A 17,531-nucleotide genomic window follows, 5' to 3' on the forward strand; every position below is an offset into this window, starting at 1 on the left:
CGCCGGGTCAGGGCCGCATCAGCACCTTGACCGCGCCCTCCTGCTTCTTCTGGAACATCTCGTACGCGTGCGGGGCGTCCGACAGCGGCACGTGATGGGTCGCGAAGTCGTCGACGCCGAGCGGGTCCTCGTCCGTCAGGTACGGGACGATCTCGTCGCTCCAGCGCCGCACGTTGGCCTGGCCCATCCGGATCTGGATCTGCTTGTCGAACATGGTGAGCATGGGCAGCGGGTCGGCCGTGCCGCCGTAGACGCCGGTGAGGGAGAGCGTGCCACCGCGGCGCACCAGTTCGATGGCGGTGTGCAGGGCGGCGAGCCGGTCGATGCTGAAGCGCTCGGCGAACGGCCCGCTGAGCTTCCTGGGCAGCAGGGCCGAGGCGTTCTGGGCGAGCCGGGCGGCCGCGCTGCCGTGGGCCTCGGTGCCGACGGCGTCGATGACGGCGTCCGGGCCGCGTCCGTCGGTCTCGTCGCGGATCGCCTGGACGAGCTCCTTCTCGCTGTCGAAGCTCCTGAGGTCGTACGTCTCCACGCCCCGCGTGCGTGCCCGCCGCAGCCGTTCGGTCACCAGGTCCACGCCGAAGACCCGCCCGGCGCCGCGCACCTGCGCGACCCGGCAGGCCATGTCGCCGATGGGGCCGAGACCGAGCACGGCGACGCTGCCGCCCTCGGGGATGTCCGCGTAGGCGACGGCCTGCCAGGCGGTGGGCAGCACGTCGGAGAGGTAGACGAAGCGGTCGTCCGGCGGGCCCTCGGGAACCTTGATCGGCCCGTACTGGGCCTGCGGGACCCGCAGGTACTCGGCCTGGGCGCCCGGCACGGCGCCGTAGAGCCGGGTGTAGCCGAACAGGGCGGCACCCATGCCCTCGCTGGTGACCTGGGTGGTCTCGCACTGGGTCGGCAGCCCCGTCATGCACATCCAGCAGTTGCCGCAGGCGATCTGGAAGGGCACGACGACCCGGTCGCCCACCGAGAGGTCCGGCACCGCGGCGCCGACCTCCTCGACGATGCCCATGGGTTCATGGCCGAGGATGTCACCCGGCGTCATGAACGGGGTCAGCACCTCGTAGAGATGCAGGTCGGAGCCGCACAATCCGGTCGAGGTGATCCGGATGACCGCGTCCGTCGGTTCCTTGATCCTCGGATCGGGCACCTCCTCCACCCGTACGTCCCGCTTGCCCTGCCAGGTCACAGCCTTCATCGCCGGGCACTCCCTCCGTCACCTCGCGTGTCGGTCCTGGGTAGGCGCCCCGGGTACCCGAGGCGACTCCGCCGAACCGCGATCCAGGGCCGATCGGCGTACTCGACGCGACTAATCAGAAACAGACGGGTATGGCCACCAATGAACTTATAAGCGCACAATCAAAGACATGAGACGGGTGGGTACGGTGGGCATGGCGGGCATGGTGGACACGGAACACAGGGGGCGCGCACGACGCGCCCGTACGGCGGCGGCACTGCTGACCGCCACGGGACTCTTCGCCGCGGGCTGCACGGGACACGGCACACCCCATGCCCCGGCCGACGACGGACGCGGACAGTTCCGGACGGATGGACCGAATACTTCACCACCGAACACGTCGGAACCGAGCGAGAAGGCCGACCATCCCGCCGTGCTCGCCGTGAAGATCGACAACGTGCGGACGGCCCGCCCGCAGACCGGGATCGACTCCGCCGACGTCGTCTATGCCGAGCAGGTCGAGGGCGGGCTCAGCCGCCTCATGGCGGTGTACGCGACCAAGCTGCCCACAGCCGTCGGCCCGGTCCGCAGCGCCCGCGAGTCGGACCTGGAGCTGCTGCGGCAGTTCGACCATCCGACGCTGGCCTTCTCCGGTGCCCAGGGCAAGCTGATGCCCCTGATCAACGGGGCGCCACTGGTCGCCCAGACCCCCGAGAAGGCGTCCCGCGCCTACTTCCGCGGTGCCGGCAAGGTCTCCCCGCACAACCTCTTCCTGCACCCGAAGCGCCTGGTGCCCGCCACGCCGGGCGCCGCCGCGCTGACGACCGGCTTCCAGTACGGCCCCGCGCCCGCCGGCGGCACCAAGGACGCCTCGGAGACGGTCCGCTTCCCGGCCGCCCGCTTCACCTTCACCTGGTCGCAGAGCCGGGAACGCTGGCTGGTCTCGATGGACGGCACCCCGGACGTGACGTCCGACGGAAAGCGGCTGGCCCCGGCCACGGTCGTCGTGCAGTACGTGAAGGTACGCAAGTCCGCCTTCCACGACTTCCTCGGCAACAACACGCCGTACACGGTGACGGTCGGCTCGGGCAGGGCGAAGGTGCTGCGCGACGGCCGCGCGTACGACGTGAACTGGAAGCGGCCGAAGGCCACGGACGGTACGGAGTTCGCCACCAAGGACGGCTCCCGGGTGAACTTCGCCAAGGGCCAGGTGTGGATCGTCTTCGCGAAAGCGTGATCAGGGCTGGGTGACGAGGGGATCCGCGGGATTGCGGAGCCCCTCCGCCGCGTCCGCGACCCGGCGGATCAGCTCGAAGAACTGGCCCTGTTCCGCGGCGGAGAGCGGGGCCAGGAAGACCTGGTTCATCCGGGCGGTGCGCACGGTCAGCTTGCGGTGGGTGCGCACCCCGTCGTCGGTCAGGCGCAGCAGGAAGCGGCGGCCGTCCTGGGGGTCGCGGACCTTGTCGAGCAGTCCGCGCCTGCCGAGCCGGCTGATGACCTCGGCGATGGTGGACCGGTCGAGACCCACCCGCTCCCCCACCGTGCGCTGGTCGAGCCCCGGTTCGGCGACCAATGCGTTCAGGACCGCGAACTGCGGCGAGGTGATCTCCTCGGAGACCATCGTGTTCCACAGCAGGTAGTGCGCCTGCTGGAGCCGCCGGGCGAGGTGCCCGGGATGGGTGGTGAGGTCCACCGCTGCCATGTGCGCTCCCGAGTCGTTTTGGTTGGTGCACTGAAGAGTAGTGAGCCTTGACGCCAGGCTGCCACAGTGGCAGCTTAAGAGAAACCCGGCTGAAACAGTCAGTGCACTGAGCGATTGACGTCCGAACGCCAACGAACCGCAGGAATCCCCATGACTCTCACCCAGCACGACATCGACCGGGAAATCGCCGCCGAGCACGCCGCCTACGAGAAGCGGCTCGCCGACGGCGCTCCCTTCGAGCACCAGCCGCGCCGCGACTACGCGCCGTACCGCTCCTCGGTGCTGCGGCACCCCAAACAGCCCCCGATCGGCATCGACGTGTCCCAGGACCCGGAGCTGGTGGAGCTGCGGTCGCCCGCCTTCGGCGAGCGGGACATCACCGAGATCGACAACGACCTGACCCGGCAGCACACCGGGGAGCCGATCGGTGAGCGGATCACCGTCGAGGGACGGCTCCTGGACCGGAACGGCCGTCCGCTGCGCGGGCAGCTGGTCGAGATCTGGCAGGCCAACTCGGCCGGCCGCTACGCCCACCAGCGCGAGCAGCACGACGCCCCGCTGGACCCGAACTTCACGGGCGTCGGCCGCACGCTGACCGACGACAGCGGCTCCTACCGCTTCACCACCGTCCAGCCGGGCCCGTACCCGTGGCGCCAGCACGTCAACGCCTGGCGGCCGGCCCACATCCACTTCTCGATCTTCGGCACGGCGTTCACCCAGCGGCTCGTGACACAGATGTACTTCCCGAGCGACCCGCTGTTCCCCTACGACCCGATCATCCAGTCCGTGACGGACGACGCGGCCCGCCAGCGGCTCGTCGCCACGTACGACCACAGCCTGTCCGTGCCGGAGTTCTCGATGGGCTACCACTGGGACATCGTGCTCGACGGGCCGCAGGCCACCTGGATCGAAGAAGGACGCTGACCAGCCATGACGAAGATCGACACAAGCCGCCCTGAGTCCGTGCTGCCGACCCCGTCGCACACGGTCGGCCCCTTCTACGGCCACGCCCTGCCCTTCCCCGGCGGCGGCGACATCGCGCCCGTCGGCCACCCGGACACGATCGTCCTCCAGGGCTACATCACCGACGGCGAGGGCACCCCGCTGCCGGACGCCTTCGTGGAGCTGTGGAGCGCCGACCCGGACGGCAACGTCCCGCAGGCCGACGGTTCGATCCGGCGCGACCCCGCGAGCGGTGGCTATCTGGGCCGCAACGGCGTGGAGTTCACCGGCTGGGGCCGCATCCAGACCGACGCCAACGGCCACTGGACCGCACGGACACTGCGGCCGGGCGCGCGCGGGCGGAGCGCGCCGTACATCAGCGTCTGCGTCTTCGCGCGTGGGCTGCTGGTGCACCTGTACACCCGGATCTACCTGCCGGGCGACGAGGCGGCCCTGACCGCCGACCCGCTGCTGGCCCGGGTACCGGCGGAGCGGCGCGACACGCTGATCGCGCGTTCGCAGGGCGATGGCACCTACCGTTTCGACATCCGCCTTCAGGGCGAAGGCGAAACGGTCTTCCTGGAGTTCCAGTGACTTCTCCCGATCCGGACACCGGCCTGCTCGCTCCCGGCTGGGCAGGCTCCCCCGCCGCCTCCGCGACCACCGACGGCGCCTACCTCCAGGCGCTGCTGGACGCCGAGGCGGCACTGACCCGGGTCCAGGCCCGTCTGGGTCTCGCCCCGGAGAGGGCGGCCGAGGCGGTGACCGAGGCGGCCCACGTGGACCGCTTCGACGTACGGTCCCTCGCCGAGCGTGCGCGCGGCGGCGGCAACCCCGTCATCCCCCTGGTCGCCGACCTGACCGAGACGGTCGGCGAGGCGTACGGCCCGTACGTCCACCGGGGCGCCACCAGCCAGGACATCCTGGACACGGCGACGATGCTGGTGGCGGCACGCACCCTCGACCTCTTGCTGGCGGACCTCCACCGCGTCCAGCGGGCTTTGACCCGGCTCGCCGCCGAGCACCGGGACACCGCGATGCCGGGACGGACGCTCACCCAGCACGCCGTTCCGACGACATTCGGTCTGAAGGCGGCCGGGTGGCGGGCGCTGGTGCTGGACGCGCGGGACCGGGTCGCCGCCGTACGGGACTCCCTCCCCGCCCAACTCGGCGGCGCCGCCGGGACATTGGCGGCCTTCACGGTGTACGGCAGCGAGGACACGCAGGCGCTCACGGAGGCCTTCGCCGCGGAGCTCGGCCTCCGGGCGCCGCTGCTCCCCTGGCACACCCTGCGCACCCCGATCGCCGACCTCGCCGGATGTCTCGCCTTCACCGCCGGAGCGCTGGGCAAGATCGCCGCGGATGTCCTCGTGCTCGGCCGTACCGAGATCGCCGAGGTCGCGGAGGGCGGCGGGGGCGGCTCCTCGGCCATGCCGCACAAGGCGAACCCCGTACGGTCCACGCTGATCGCCGCCGCCGGCCGGCGCGCGCCGCAGCTCGCGGCCACGCTGTACGGCTCGCTCGCCGCCGAGGACGAGCGGCCGGCCGGGGCCTGGCACGCCGAGTGGGAACCGCTCAGGGATGTGCTGCGACTGGTGGGCGGAGCCGCGCGGGACGCCGCCGAACTGACCGAGGGGCTGCGGGTCCACGCGGACACCATGCGGGAACACCTCGCTCTCACCCACGGGTTGATCGTCTCCGAGCGGCTGTCCGCCGAGCTGACACCCGTGCTGGGCCGGGCGCGCGCCAAGGCATTGCTGACGGACCTCGCCAAGCGGACGTACACCGAGGGGGTTTCGCTCGGTGAACTCCTGGCCCAGGAGCCGGAGTTGAAGGACGTCGACCTAGACGAGCCGACCGATCCGGCCCGTTACACCGGCTCCGCCGGAGCCCTCACCGACCGTGCTCTGGAGCGACCTTGACCGAGAAACTCCTCAACCACCGTGCCGAGGGTCCCACTTCCGCTCCCCCGCTGCTGCTCGGGCCGTCGCTCGGGACGTCGTACGCCCTGTGGGACAAGGTGGCGCCCGAGCTGTCCGCCAGCCATCGGGTGGTCCGCTGGGACCTGCCCGGGCACGGCGGTTCGGCGGCCGATCTCATCGGTCCCGGCGCCACGGTGGGCGACCTCGCCGACCTGGTGCTGGCGCTCGCCGACTCGCTCGGCATCGAGCGGTTCGGGTACGCGGGGGTGTCGCTGGGTGGTGCGGTCGGTCTGCACCTGGCCGTACATCACCCGGAGCGCGTCGAATCGCTGGCGGTGATCTGCTCCTCGGCCCACTTCAACGGCAGCAAGCCGTGGGAGGAGCGGGCCGAGCGGGTCCGTCGGGAGGGCGTGCAGTGGCTGCTGGAGAGCGCGAACTCCCGTTGGTTCGCGGGTGACTTCAGCGTTCCGGAACTGATCCGCGACCACGCAGAGGCCGATCCGCCGGCGTACGCCGCCTGCTGTGACGCCCTGGCCTCCTTCGACCTGCGCGACCGGCTGGCCGAGATCTCCGCGCCGACCCTGCTGATCGCCGGCCGTCAGGACCCGGCGACCCCGCCGCCCCATCTGCGGGAGATCGCCGACGCGGTGTCGCGCGCCACGCTCGTCGAACTGCCCGGGGCCTCGCACCTGGCACCGGCCCAGTGCCCGCAAGCCGTCCTCACCAGCCTGCGCGCACACCTCGACGGGGGTGCCAAGCGAGGCATGGAGGTGCGGCGCGAGGTGCTCGGGGACACGCACGTGGACCGGGCACAGGCCCGGCAGACCCCCTTCACCGCCCGCTTCCAGGACTTCATCTCACGCTACGCGTGGGGCGAGATCTGGACCGACCCGACGCTCAGCCGCCGCGAGCGCAGCATGATCACGCTGACGGCGCTGGTCGCCCACGGCCACTACGACGAACTGGCCATGCATGTGCGCGCGGCGCGGCGCAACGGGCTCACGCCGGAGGAGATCGGGGCCGTACTGCTCCAGACGGCCGTCTACTGCGGGGTGCCGGCGGCGAACTCCGCGTTCGCCACGGCGCAGCGGGTGCTCGCCGAAGAAGAAGGGTGACCCCAGCGGTAGCAGCTTCAGGAGCGGCGCATGCTCCCCTCGTGTGCCTACGGTGGGAGCATGTCCACGATTCTGATCACTGGTGCCACCTCCGGTCTCGGCCGCCACGTCGCCTTCGAACTGGTCCGCTCCGGCCACACCGTCCTCGCCCACGGCCGTGACCCGGGCCGCACCGGGAGCCTGGTGGAGGAACTGCGGTCCGAGGGGCGGGCCGAGGGCTTCGTGGCCGACCTGGCGTCCCTGGCCCAGGTGCGCGATCTGGGCGCGAGGGTCGCCGCGGCCCACCCCGGACTCGATGTCCTGATCAACAACGCGGGCGTGGGCGCCGGTTCGCCCGGCTCGGGGCGGGAGGTGAGCGCCGACGGCCACGAACTGCGCCTGGCGGTCAACTACTTGGCGCCTGTCGCCCTGACGCGTGCACTCCTGCCGACGCTGAAGGCGAGCGCCCCGTCCCGGATCGTCAACGTCGGCTCGGTGGGGCAGGAGCCGGTCGCCTTCGACGACCCGGAGTTCACCCAGGGCTACGCCGGTTTCGCCGCGTACTGCCGCGCCAAGTTCGCCCTGGCGGCCCACACCTTCAGCCTGGCCGAGGAGTTGGCGGACACGGGGGTCGCGGTGAACGTCCTCCACCCGGCGACGTTCATGGACACGGCGATGGTCCGGGAGGGCGGGGTGGCCCCGTGGTCCACGGTGGCCGACGGTGCCCCGGGCGTCCTGGCCCTGGCCACCCAGGACCTGGGCACGGGCCGCTATTTCGACGGGACGAATCCGGCGCGGGCGCACGAGGAGACGTACGACAGGGACGTGCGGAAGCGCCTGGGTGCGCTGACGGACCAACTGCTCGCGCTGTAGCTCCCGCACGGACGACTCACCTGGTCACCGCAACCCACGCCCCGTCTCCAGCACCTCCCTGGCCTGTGTCACCAGCCCGTCCGCCCCGCACGAACGCGCCAGCGTCAGGCCTCGATTGAGCTCCGCCACGGACCGCGCCGCGATCCCGTACTCGACCCGGGCCGCCGCGTGCTCGTACTGGCAGGGAGAGGCCTCCAGATAGGCCACCGCCTGCGCGGCGAGCCGCACCGCCCGCTGCCCGGTCTCCAGCGCGGCGGCACACCGCAACGCCTCACCGATGGCCGTGTCCGTGCCGAGTCGCTCGGCATGCCGCCGGACATCCGTGGCCAGCCGAGCGGCCCGCACCGGGTCCTCACCGGCGAGCGCCCGGGCGAGATCGACGGCCCACGGCACCAGCACCGGGTTGTGATGCCCCCGCACGGCCGCCGCCTTCTCCGCCTCGTCCAGTTCGTTGATGCCGTCCTGGGTCCGGCCGACGGCCAGCAGCAGCCGTCCCCGCACGGACCGGGGATCGGGCAGCACGATCGTGGACGGATACGGCGGCGTGAATCCGTACTGCTCGGCGATCGCCCATGCCTCCTCGACATGCCCGCGCGCGAGCAGCGTGTCGACGAGGTTGCAGGTCGCCGACCAGTACAGCGGCAGCCCTCGTCCCACCCGCTCGGCGAGCCGGAGCGACTCGCGCAGGGAGGTCTCCGCCTCCCGGAGCCGTCCTCGCCGGCGGTGGCCGAGGCCGACGTAGGCGTGGGCGAGGGCGAGGTGCCCGCCGCTCCAGCCGGTCGACTCGTAGGTGCGCAGGGCGTCGGTGTACAGGGCCTCGGCGCGATCGAGGCGGTCCGTGAAGGCGTACGCGCTGGCCAGCATCAGCGGCAGTTCGAGGCCCCACTCGGTGTCGGTCCAGCCGAGTCCGGGTGCCAGGCGGCCGTTGACGAGGGCGCGGTCGCACACTTCGGAGATCTCCTCGGCGCTCTCGCCGTGGGCCATCGCGTCGAATCCCCGCAGGATGAGCAGAGCCCGCTCGGAGTTGTCACGGCCGATACAGGTGGCGGCCAGGGCGGCGAGGCGCTCGGAGCGCGCCGGGGAGGTGGCCTCGCCCGGGTAGAGCCCCTCCCATGTGTACTGCACGGCCTGGAGGCGGAGTCTGGCAGGACCTTCCTCGTGCCGGGCGGCCTCCGCCTCGACCGTGCGGACCGCCTCCTCCAGCTGGTTGTTGTGCATGAGTGCCTGGGAGAGGCGGACGACGGCGTCCACCCGGGCGGAGCCCTCCAGGCCGGGCATGGCGAGCGCGGTCTGGAGGTGGCCGATGGTCTTGGCGGGGGCGGTCAGGAGGGTGGCGCAGCCGAGTTCGAAGAGCACACGCGCGTGGACCTCGGGTGGCGGGGGCTCCACCAGGGCGCGCTCCAGACAGCGGCGGGCCGCGTCGGGGGCGCCGACCAGGAGGTGCTCGCGGGCCGCCTCGCGCAGTTGCTCGACGAGTTCCTCGTCGTCGTCCGGATGGACCTTGAGCAGGTGCCGGGATGCTGCTGCGGCGCCGAGCCCGGAGTCGGTGACGAGTTGTGCGGCGATGCCGTGCATGGCGGTGCGCAGGGCGTCGGGGATGGAGTCGTAGACGGCGGTGGCGATCAGCGGGTGGACGAACTCCAGCTCGCCGTCCTCCGTCCCGGAGTCGGTGAGGATACGGGCATCGCGCAGCAGTCCGGCGCAGAGCGTGGCCTTCTCCGGCTTGAGGGTGGCGAGCCGGGCCACCAGGCCGACGGAGATGTCGGTGCCGAGGATCGCGGCCGCCCAGGCGAACCGGGTGGCGTCGATGCCGAGTTCCTCGAGGCGGGCGACGAGGCCGCCGCCGCGGGCCGAGCGGTTCAGCTCCCGCAGTTCGTTCGCCGAGCCCTCGGTGGGCTCCATCTGGCTGTCCCGGACCTTGGCGAGGAGTTCGACCGTCTCGTACGGGTTGCCGCCGGTGACGGCCCACACCTCGCGGCAGAACGGGGCGTCGGCGTGCTCACCCAGGGTGGCGCGGGTGAGCCCCGCGGCGGCGTCCGGGGTGAGGGCGCTGAGGTGGGTGACGGGGCGGCCCGCGGCGGAGGCCACCGTCTCCAGGAGGCGGGCGCTCTCGGCGCCGGCCTCGCCGGGCCGGCGCGCCACCACGACCAGGACGGACAGGTCGTCCAGGCGCTCGACGAAGGCGGCGAGCCAGCGCAGGGTCTCCTGGTCGGCCCAGTGGGCGTCGTCGACCATCAGCACGAGCGGCCAGTCCCGGCGGGCCAGTCGGCGCACCGCGGCGACCAGTCCGTCGCACACGCCCTGCGGGTCGGCCTGCCGCTCCCCCGGGTCAGCTATGCCGAGAGCGGGGCCGGCGATGTCGTACCAGTCGCCGAGGTACTCACGGGCCTCCTCGGGCATCAGCGACAGGAGGGCGGGCTGGAGCAGTTGGCGTACCACGTTGAAGGGGACGGACCTGAGGGTCTCGCCGCCGCGGGCCGACCAGACCGTGCAGCCGCGTGCCTCGGCGATACGGCGGGTCTCGGCCAGCAGGGCGGTCTTGCCGAAGCCCGCCTCGCCGCGGATCACCAGCACGCTGCCCGAGGCGGTGCGGCCCGCGCACAGGGAGTCGAGCACGCATTCGACGGCGGCGAGTTCCTCGTCGCGCTCCCACAGCGAGGCCGGGGCGGCCGCCATCGGCCGTACCTCCGTCATCCCGCTCCCTCCCCAAGTCGCCCGAACGACGTACAGATCTCGAGCGTAGCCGCCCGGGTGCGCAAGCGGAGGGCGGTCGGGGCAGCTCTTGCCTTCACGGGTGATCTCGGGTAGAGGCAGGCGACGCGCCCTGCCCCTGACCTGCCGTCAATCGAGCTGACCATCAGTCAGTCATTCCCGTTCGGGCGAAGTGCGCGGAATCGGCCGACGCCCCTCTCATCCCTCTTTCACCGAGGGCTCATACGGTGGGGGCATGACGCAGGAGACTCCCCCCGGGTGGTACCCCGATCCCGGGCAGACAAGTGACGGTCCCGCCACCGAGCGCTGGTGGGACGGCAAGGCGTGGACGGAGCGGACCCGGCCCGCCGGATCGGCCGCCGCATGGGGTCCCCCGGAACAGGTCGCGAGCCCCGGGGATCCCGGAGCGTACCCGGCCTATCCGCCGTATCCCGCGCAGCCGCCCGCCGGGGCGCGGCGCGGCCGCATGGGCATAGCCGTGGCGGTGGCCGTCGTGGTCCTGGCGAGCATTGGCGTGGGTGTGTACGCGCTGGCCGACAACGGCGACGGCAACGGCGGCACCGCCGACTCCCAGACGCCGGGGGGTCAGGGCGGGCCCGGCGGCGCCGGGGGCCAGGGTGGACCGTTCGGTGGCAACGGAGGGTCCGGCGGCTCCGGTGGCAGCGGGGGTTCCGGGGGCGCGTCGCCCTCCCCGCAGGGGTCCGAGGCGCCGAGGATCGAGAGCGGTTCGGTGACCGACTCGATCGACGGGATCAGCCTGCCCATCCCGGACGACTGGTACGGCCAGGAGATCTCGGCCGGCGCGTCCGTCACCTCGAACGACTCCTACGCCTGCCCCGGCGACACCTCCGAGAAGTGCACGAAGGGCGGTGCCTACTCGGCGCCCGCCCTGGCGCTGCGCACCAAGGGCAGCACGGCCGAGCAGATCGCCAAGGCCGACATCGAGGCGAACGCCGAGCAGTCCTACGGCGGCAAGACCTACGGCTCGATCACCTCGCACGACGTCCTCGCCTCCGAGGCGGTGACCGTGGCCGGGCAGAAGGGCTACAAGGTCCGCTGGAAGGCGGTCACCAGCAAGGGCTCCGACGGCTATGTCGAGTCCCTGGCCTTCCCGTCCCCGGCGAACCCGCAGCAGATCGTCGTGGTGCGGTTCGGTGTCGACGTCGAAGAGGGCCAGACCGTGATCGACGACATCACCAAGGGGATCAAGGTGTCGACGGGCGGCGGCAGCGGCCAGGACGTCTGACGGCCGGTCCCCGGACACCGGTCGGCCGGGTGGGGCGCCTCTCCGCTCGAGAGGAACCCCACCCGGCCGGGGGTGCGCGCCGCCCCCGTCCCCACGGTGCGGCGCGAGCAGGTCACCGTCCGGTCATCCCGTGGACGGCGGCCCGGGTCTCAGGTCAGGCCGAGTGCCGGCAGCAGGGCCGCCTCCACGAAGCGGACCAGGTAGTCCGGGTCGGCGTACTCCCCGTCGATGACGGGACGGGCCCGGATGACGCCGAACATCTGGGCCGGGATGTACTCCAGCGCCGGGTGTCCGGTGGCGACCTCACCCCGGTCGACCCCTCGCTGGAGGATGTGCCTCAGTGCGGCGATCTCCGGGTCGACCAGCGCCTCACGCAGGGCCTGCGCGAGCTCCGCGTCCTGCGTGACGGCGTGGCCGAGCGCCTGGAGGAGCTTGGTGTCGTGCATCGACCACCGGCCCGCGGACCGGGCGGCCTCGCGCAGATCGTCGGCGAGTGATCCGGTGTCGATCCCGTCGAACTTCGACCTGCGGCGGGAGCGCAGGGCGGCCACCACGAACTGGGGCTTGGTCTTCCACTGCCGGTAGAGGGTGGACTTGCTGCAGCGGGTGCTGCTGGCGACGCCCTCCATGGTCACGGCTTCATATCCGCATTCACGGATCTGTTCGAGCACAGCGTCGAAGAACTCCTGCTCACGCTCGGGCGTGATCTTGGAGCGGCGCGAGGCGGCGACCGTCTCCGGTCCGTCCGCGGCCTGCGACGTCATCAGCCCATCCCCTCATTCGCCTCGGCGGCCGGCCTGCTTCGAGGCCGTCGCGTTTCATTCCCGGATTCCAGTGTGTCGTATGTCTATCGATACGCCAGTGTACCGGTACCCGATCGTATCGGTACACTGGCGTATCGGTACGAGGTCGTATCGATGAGTTTCGGAATCAGGACGAGTCACCAACTTGTTCAGATTTCAGTTCCGCACCACCATCAGCGAAGGGGCCGGGGGATGAATGCCCTCACCGAGCCTGCAGGAGCGAAGCCGAGCGCCATGGCGCGGCCGCCGCTCGTCCGTGAGCTCCTGCTCGTCGTAGGACTCTTCCTTGTCTACAAGTTCGGCCGGCAACTGGTCACGGGCCACACCACCGAGGCCTATCGCAACGCCGGCCGCGTGTGGCACTGGGAACGCGTCCTGGACCTGCCCGGAGAGGGCTCGGTGCAGTCGCTGCTGCTGCACGGCGACACCCTCGCGCACGTCGCGAACACCTACTACGCGACCGTCCACTTCCCGGCCACGGTCGCCTTCCTGGTCTGGCTGTACCTCAAGCGCCCGGCCCACTACATCTGGGCCCGCCGCGTCCTCGCCCTGCTCACCGGCGCCGCCCTGGTGCTGCACCTCGTCTTCCCGCTGGCCCCGCCGCGGATGCTCGCGGCGGCCGGCCTGGTCGACACCGCGAAGGTCTACGGCCCCTCCGTGTACGGCCCGCCGCAGACCGACACCCTCTCCAACCAGTTCGCCGCGATGCCCTCGCTGCACTTCGGCTGGGCTCTGATGGTGGCGATCGGCCTGATCGTGGCCACCCGCTCGCGCCGGCGCTGGCTGTGGCTGCTGCATCCGCTGGTGACCCTGCTGGTGATCGTCGGGACGGCGAACCACTACTGGATGGACGCGATCGTGGCGACGGCCCTGCTCGGCATCGCCCTCGCGGTCATCCGCCCCCAGACTTCGTCCGGGGGGACCCCCATCTCGCTTCGCTCGCCGCACCGCACGGCCACCACGGCAGGACGGGCGCAGGAGAAGCTCACCCCGGCCGAACCCAAGGAGAACGTCCTGGTCGGAGCCGGCCGATGAACGCCACGCTGCTCGCCCTCGCCCTCTCCCTGCTCTCGTCCGTCGCCTACGCGGCCGCCGCCGTCGCCCAGGAGCGCCTCGCCTCCCGCAACCCGGGCTCGGGTGTGCTGCGGATGCTGAGCTCGGGCGCCTGGTGGGGGTCGGTCGCGCTCAACGCGGCGGCCGCGCTGCTGCACGTCGTCGCCCTCAAGTACGGCCCGCTGACCGTGGTCCAGCCGCTCGGCGCCCTCACCCTGGTCGCCGCGGTGCCGCTGGGCGCGCGGATCGCGGGGCGCCGGGTCAGCGCGACGGAGTGGCGCGGCACCGCGTACACGCTGGCCGGCCTCGCCGCGATCCTCGTGGTGGCGTCGGGGTCCGCGCCCGGGAAGGTGCTGAGCACGTCCGAGGCGGTGGCGGTGGCGGCGGTGACGGCGGCCCTGATCGGTCTGCTGGCCCGCCCCGGCGCCCGGCCCGGTATACGGCACGCGTCGGCGTCCGGGGTCGCCTCGGGGGTGGCCTCCGCGCTCACCCAGACCGTGACGGTGGCCGCGACGGACCGTTCCGCGTCACTTCTCAGCGTCCAGGTGATCGGCGTGGCCCTGCTCGTCGCGGCCTTCGCCGCCGGCGGACTCCTGCTCTCCCAGACGGCCTACCGTGACGGCCTGGGCGCCCCGCTGGCGGTGGTGACCCTGGCCAACCCGGTCGCCGCCGCGGTGATCGGTCTCTCCCTGCTGGGCGAGAGCCTGCGGGGCGGCGCGGCGGGTGTGCTGCTCGCACTGGCGGGAGCGGGCCTGGCGGCATGGGGTGTGGTGCTGCTGACCCGGATGTCCCCGGTGCCGGTGGACGACGACCACCCGGTGGCGGCGGTACTGGCACTGGAGCCGTCGACGGCGTCCGTGGAACCGGCGCTGCGGGAGCGGCGTGTGCCCCGGCAGTCGGAGCCGGGACACCTCACACCGCTGTAGGGACACTCAGCCGAACCCGCGGGCGTCCTGCTTCAGCGCCGTGTCGACCGTCAGCGCGGTGGCGACGACCAGGCTCAGCAGCGGCTCGGGCAGCTGGTAGTGGATCTGCAGCACGTAGTTGTCCGCGGTCGTGAACATCGTCTTGGCGAGCCCCTCCCACGTCTTCGTGATCCGGGCCACCTCGTTCTCGGTGTGGTCGACGATCGCGAAGTTCCAGGCCCGCCAGTTCTCCGCCTTGATCGCGCCGACCTTCTGCCCGTTCACCATCATCGCGAAGTTGATCTTCCCGATCATGTTCTGCTGGACGATCTCACCGACCGGCGAACCGTCCGGACGCTCCACGATCACCCGCGACTTGAAGATCTTCCCCGGCCGGGTCAGCAGCATGACCGGCTGCCCGTGGGCGTCGCGGATCTCCAGCCTGATCTTCATGAACTGGTCGATGCTCCAGAGGAACCGCACGATCTTCCGGAAGGCACTCTGCCCGACCTGGGTGACGGAGCCGACCTGGTTGCCGTTCTGGTCCATGACCTTGTACTCGTTGGTCAGCTCGATCAGCTTGGCCTTCTGGTTGACCACGAGCACCGGCTCGGAGAACAGCGTGCCGCCGCCCGCACCGCCCCCGGTGACCCCGGCCTGCTGCTGCACCTGACGCTGCACACGCGGGTCGGGACCGGCCGACTGCTGAGGCATCTGCGGTACCTGCTGGACCGGCGGGGCCTGCACGGCCTGAGCCTGGGCCTGCCCCGCCCCCTGCTGGTCCTGGTGGGTGTGCTGCGTCCACTGCGCCCCGTCCCAGTACCGGAGCGTCTGGGACGCTCCGTGCGGATCGGGGTACCAGCCTGCAGGTGTGTTCGAATGCGTGGTCACCGGGGCACACTACCCCGGGACCACTGCGATCCGGCCAGGTGAACGACCGCTCCCACGGCGGCTTTACCTGGTGATTACGGCCGGATCGCTCACTCCGGTACGCCCGTTCTCGACATGTCCGGCGAATCGCCTGAGGAACGCCGGTTCGGCGTCGGAGGTGACCGTGAGGTCGTACCAGCGACGGCTCTTGCCGAGGCGGAAGGTGTGCCGGGCGGTGGCGCCGGCCCGCACGGTGAAGGTCCTCGCGGGGTCGCCGTAGCCGCTCACGACCTTCAGACGGACCGTGCCGGAGCCCTTGTTGGTGAGCGTCAGCTCGATGTCGTCACCTTCATGGCGGGCGGTGGCCTCGGGACCGGCGGTCCCGTTCGACCCCTTGAAGACACGCAGGAAACCGGCCGGGCCGTGCACGGTCAGGTCGTACGACCCCTTCGAGTACACCGAGTTCCAGGTGTCCGAGACGGTCTTGCCGGCCTCGGTGGTGTAACTCCAGGGCCCGTCGGCGCGGTTGCCGGAGGTCACCAGGAACGCGCCGCCCGCCTTGGCACCGGAGGCGAAGGTCAGCGTGAATCTGCCGCTCGCCGCGTCCACCGAACCGTCCACGTGCGGGGCGTACTTCAGCGGGCGGGCGGGGCGCAGGCCGCGCTCCTGCTTCGGCAGGGCGCCGACGGCGGGCGGGACGGGCACGTAGTCGGGGTGGCGCTCGCGGTCCGGCGGCTCGTAGCCGTCGGTGCCCGGGAGGGCGACCGGCTTGGTGTCCCTGCGGGAGAAGTCGAAGGCGGAGGTGAGGTCGCCGCAGACCGCCCGCCGCCAGGGCGAGATGTTGGGCTCGTGGACGCCGAAGCGGGTCTCCAGGAAGCGGATGACCGAGGTGTGGTCGAGCGTCTCGGAGCAGACGTAACCGCCCTTGCTCCAGGGCGAGACGACGAGCATGGGCACGCGCTGGCCGAGGCCGTAGGGGCCGGCCGGGTGGTTGCCGTCGCCCTTGAACAGGTCGAGGGCGGGGTCGACCGTGGACTTGCCCTGGGCCGCGGAGCCGGGCGGGAAGGCGGGGACCACGTGGTCGAAGAACCCGTCGTTCTCGTCGTAGGTGATGAACAGGGCGGTCTTCGCCCACACCTTTGGGTCGGAGGTGAGCGCGTCCAGGACCTGGGCGATGTACCAGGCACCGTAGTTCGCGGGCCAGTTGGGGTGCTCGGTGAAGGCCTCGGGGGCCACGATCCAGGAGACCTGGGGCAGCTTTCCGGCCTTCACGTCGGCCTTCAGCTGGTCGAAGTAGCCCTCGCCCTTGGTGTGGTCCGTGCCGGTGCGGGCCTTGTCGTACAGCGGGTCGCCGGGCTCGGCGTTCCGGTACTGGTTGAAGTAGAGCAGCGAGTTGTCGCCGTAGTTGCCCCGGTAGGCGTCCGGGATCCATCCCCAGGAGCCGTTCGCGTCGAGGCCGTCGCCGACGTCCTGATAGATCTTCCAGGAGACGCCGGCCTTCTCCAGGCGCTCCGGGTACGTGGTCCAGCCGTAGCCGGCCTCGTCGTTGCCGAGGACCGGGCCGCCGCCCTGGCCGTCGTTGCCCGTGTAACCCGTCCACATGTAGTAGCGGTTCGGGTCGGTCGAGCCGATGAACGAGCAGTGGTAGGCGTCGCAGATGGTGAAGGAGTCGGCGAGGGCGTAGTGGAACGGGATGTCCTCGCGGGTCAGGTACGCCATGGTCGTGGAGCTCTTATTAGGGACCCATTTGTCGTACTTGCCCCCGTTGAAGGCGGCGTGTCCGTCGTTCCAGCCGTGCGGGAGGTCCTGGATGAACTGCAGGCCCAGGTCGTCGGCGTCGGGGCGGAACGGCAGGATCTCCTTGCCGTTCTTGTCCTTCTGGTGCCAGACGGACTTGCCGTTCTCCAGCGTCACGGGGCGCGGGTCGCCGAAGCCGCGAACGCCCCTGAGCGAGCCGAAGTAGTGGTCGAAGGACCGGTTCTCCTGCATCAGGACGACGACGTGCTCGACGTCCTCGATCGTCCCCGTGCGGTGGTGGGCCGGGAGCGCGGCGGCGCGCTGGATGCTGTTCGACAGGGCGGTGAAGGCGGTGGTGGCGCCCGCGAGCTGCAGGAATCTGCGCCGGTTGACGTCGGACATGAGTGAGGGACCTCTCAATCCTGCGCATCGATGGCCCGAATGTGACGGAAGGTGCGCGCAGCGAGTGTTCCAAGAGCAACAAACGTCAGGGAA

The 17,531-nt window shown here is 71.4% G+C and carries 15 protein-coding genes; 9 read left to right on the top strand and 6 right to left on the bottom strand.

Annotated elements, in window-relative coordinates:
- Nucleotides 1-7: 7 nt before the first annotated feature.
- Entirely contained in the window at nt 8-1,198 is a 1,191-nt protein-coding gene (locus OG841_RS07915; protein ID WP_365119073.1) for a zinc-dependent alcohol dehydrogenase, read from the bottom strand.
- Nucleotides 1,199-1,367: 169 nt separating this feature from the next.
- Here OG841_RS07915 and OG841_RS07920 point away from each other — a divergent pair, with 169 nt between their 5' ends.
- On the top strand, nt 1,368-2,414 hold the full coding sequence (locus tag OG841_RS07920) for a DUF3048 domain-containing protein (RefSeq protein ID WP_371564194.1): 1,047 nt from the start codon (nt 1,368-1,370) through the stop codon (nt 2,412-2,414).
- On the opposite strand, the gene OG841_RS07925 is transcribed toward OG841_RS07920, so the two are convergent.
- Complete coding sequence (locus OG841_RS07925; protein ID WP_371564196.1) at nt 2,415-2,879, bottom strand: MarR family winged helix-turn-helix transcriptional regulator; 465 nt, start codon at nt 2,877-2,879, stop codon at nt 2,415-2,417.
- 150 nt (nt 2,880-3,029) lie between these two features.
- Between OG841_RS07925 and pcaH the strand changes: the two genes are divergently transcribed.
- The 5 genes from pcaH to OG841_RS07950 are packed head-to-tail and all read left to right on the top strand — an operon-like array spanning nt 3,030 to nt 7,710.
- On the top strand, nt 3,030-3,803 hold the full coding sequence (pcaH, locus tag OG841_RS07930) for a protocatechuate 3,4-dioxygenase subunit beta (RefSeq protein ID WP_371564198.1): 774 nt from the start codon (nt 3,030-3,032) through the stop codon (nt 3,801-3,803).
- A gap of 6 nt (nt 3,804-3,809) precedes the next feature.
- Nucleotides 3,810-4,415, top strand: coding sequence for a protocatechuate 3,4-dioxygenase subunit alpha (gene pcaG / locus OG841_RS07935; protein ID WP_371564200.1), 606 nt, complete (start codon nt 3,810-3,812; stop codon nt 4,413-4,415).
- Entirely contained in the window at nt 4,412-5,743 is a 1,332-nt protein-coding gene (gene pcaB, locus OG841_RS07940; RefSeq protein WP_371564202.1) for a 3-carboxy-cis,cis-muconate cycloisomerase, read from the top strand. The genes pcaG and pcaB overlap by 4 nt, the downstream gene beginning before the upstream one ends.
- Nucleotides 5,740-6,858, top strand: a complete 1,119-nt coding sequence (gene pcaDC / locus OG841_RS07945; protein WP_328642090.1) for a bifunctional 3-oxoadipate enol-lactonase/4-carboxymuconolactone decarboxylase PcaDC — start codon at nt 5,740-5,742, stop codon at nt 6,856-6,858. The genes pcaB and pcaDC overlap by 4 nt, the downstream gene beginning before the upstream one ends.
- A 60-nt stretch (nt 6,859-6,918) precedes the next feature.
- Nucleotides 6,919-7,710 (top strand): SDR family NAD(P)-dependent oxidoreductase, encoded by a 792-nt coding sequence (locus OG841_RS07950; protein ID WP_371564203.1) that lies wholly within the window; start codon nt 6,919-6,921, stop codon nt 7,708-7,710.
- A gap of 24 nt (nt 7,711-7,734) precedes the next feature.
- On the opposite strand, the gene OG841_RS07955 is transcribed toward OG841_RS07950, so the two are convergent.
- Complete coding sequence (locus tag OG841_RS07955; RefSeq protein WP_371564204.1) at nt 7,735-10,404, bottom strand: ATP-binding protein; 2,670 nt, start codon at nt 10,402-10,404, stop codon at nt 7,735-7,737.
- A 253-nt stretch (nt 10,405-10,657) separates the two neighbouring features.
- Here OG841_RS07955 and OG841_RS07960 point away from each other — a divergent pair, with 253 nt between their 5' ends.
- Nucleotides 10,658-11,668, top strand: coding sequence for a DUF2510 domain-containing protein (locus tag OG841_RS07960; RefSeq protein ID WP_328642087.1), 1,011 nt, complete (start codon nt 10,658-10,660; stop codon nt 11,666-11,668).
- A gap of 149 nt (nt 11,669-11,817) precedes the next feature.
- On the opposite strand, the gene OG841_RS07965 is transcribed toward OG841_RS07960, so the two are convergent.
- A complete protein-coding gene (locus tag OG841_RS07965; protein WP_328642086.1) occupies nt 11,818-12,432 on the bottom strand; it encodes a TetR/AcrR family transcriptional regulator in 615 nt (204 codons plus the stop codon).
- Nucleotides 12,433-12,663: 231 nt separating this feature from the next.
- Here OG841_RS07965 and OG841_RS07970 point away from each other — a divergent pair, with 231 nt between their 5' ends.
- Nucleotides 12,664-13,506, top strand: a complete 843-nt coding sequence (locus tag OG841_RS07970; protein WP_371564206.1) for a phosphatase PAP2 family protein — start codon at nt 12,664-12,666, stop codon at nt 13,504-13,506.
- Entirely contained in the window at nt 13,503-14,450 is a 948-nt protein-coding gene (locus tag OG841_RS07975; protein WP_328642084.1) for a hypothetical protein, read from the top strand. The genes OG841_RS07970 and OG841_RS07975 overlap by 4 nt, the downstream gene beginning before the upstream one ends.
- 6 nt (nt 14,451-14,456) lie before the next feature.
- On the opposite strand, the gene OG841_RS07980 is transcribed toward OG841_RS07975, so the two are convergent.
- Nucleotides 14,457-15,320: a phospholipid scramblase-related protein gene (locus tag OG841_RS07980; RefSeq protein ID WP_326661910.1), complete on the bottom strand. Its 864-nt coding sequence runs from the start codon at nt 15,318-15,320 to the stop codon at nt 14,457-14,459.
- Between the two features lie 63 nt (nt 15,321-15,383).
- Nucleotides 15,384-17,438 (bottom strand): phosphocholine-specific phospholipase C, encoded by a 2,055-nt coding sequence (locus OG841_RS07985; RefSeq protein WP_371564210.1) that lies wholly within the window; start codon nt 17,436-17,438, stop codon nt 15,384-15,386.
- Between the last annotated feature and the right edge of the window lie 93 nt (nt 17,439-17,531).

Origin of the sequence: Streptomyces canus, from assembly GCF_041435015.1 — a bacterium.
GTDB classification, from domain to species: domain Bacteria; phylum Actinomycetota; class Actinomycetes; order Streptomycetales; family Streptomycetaceae; genus Streptomyces; species Streptomyces canus_G.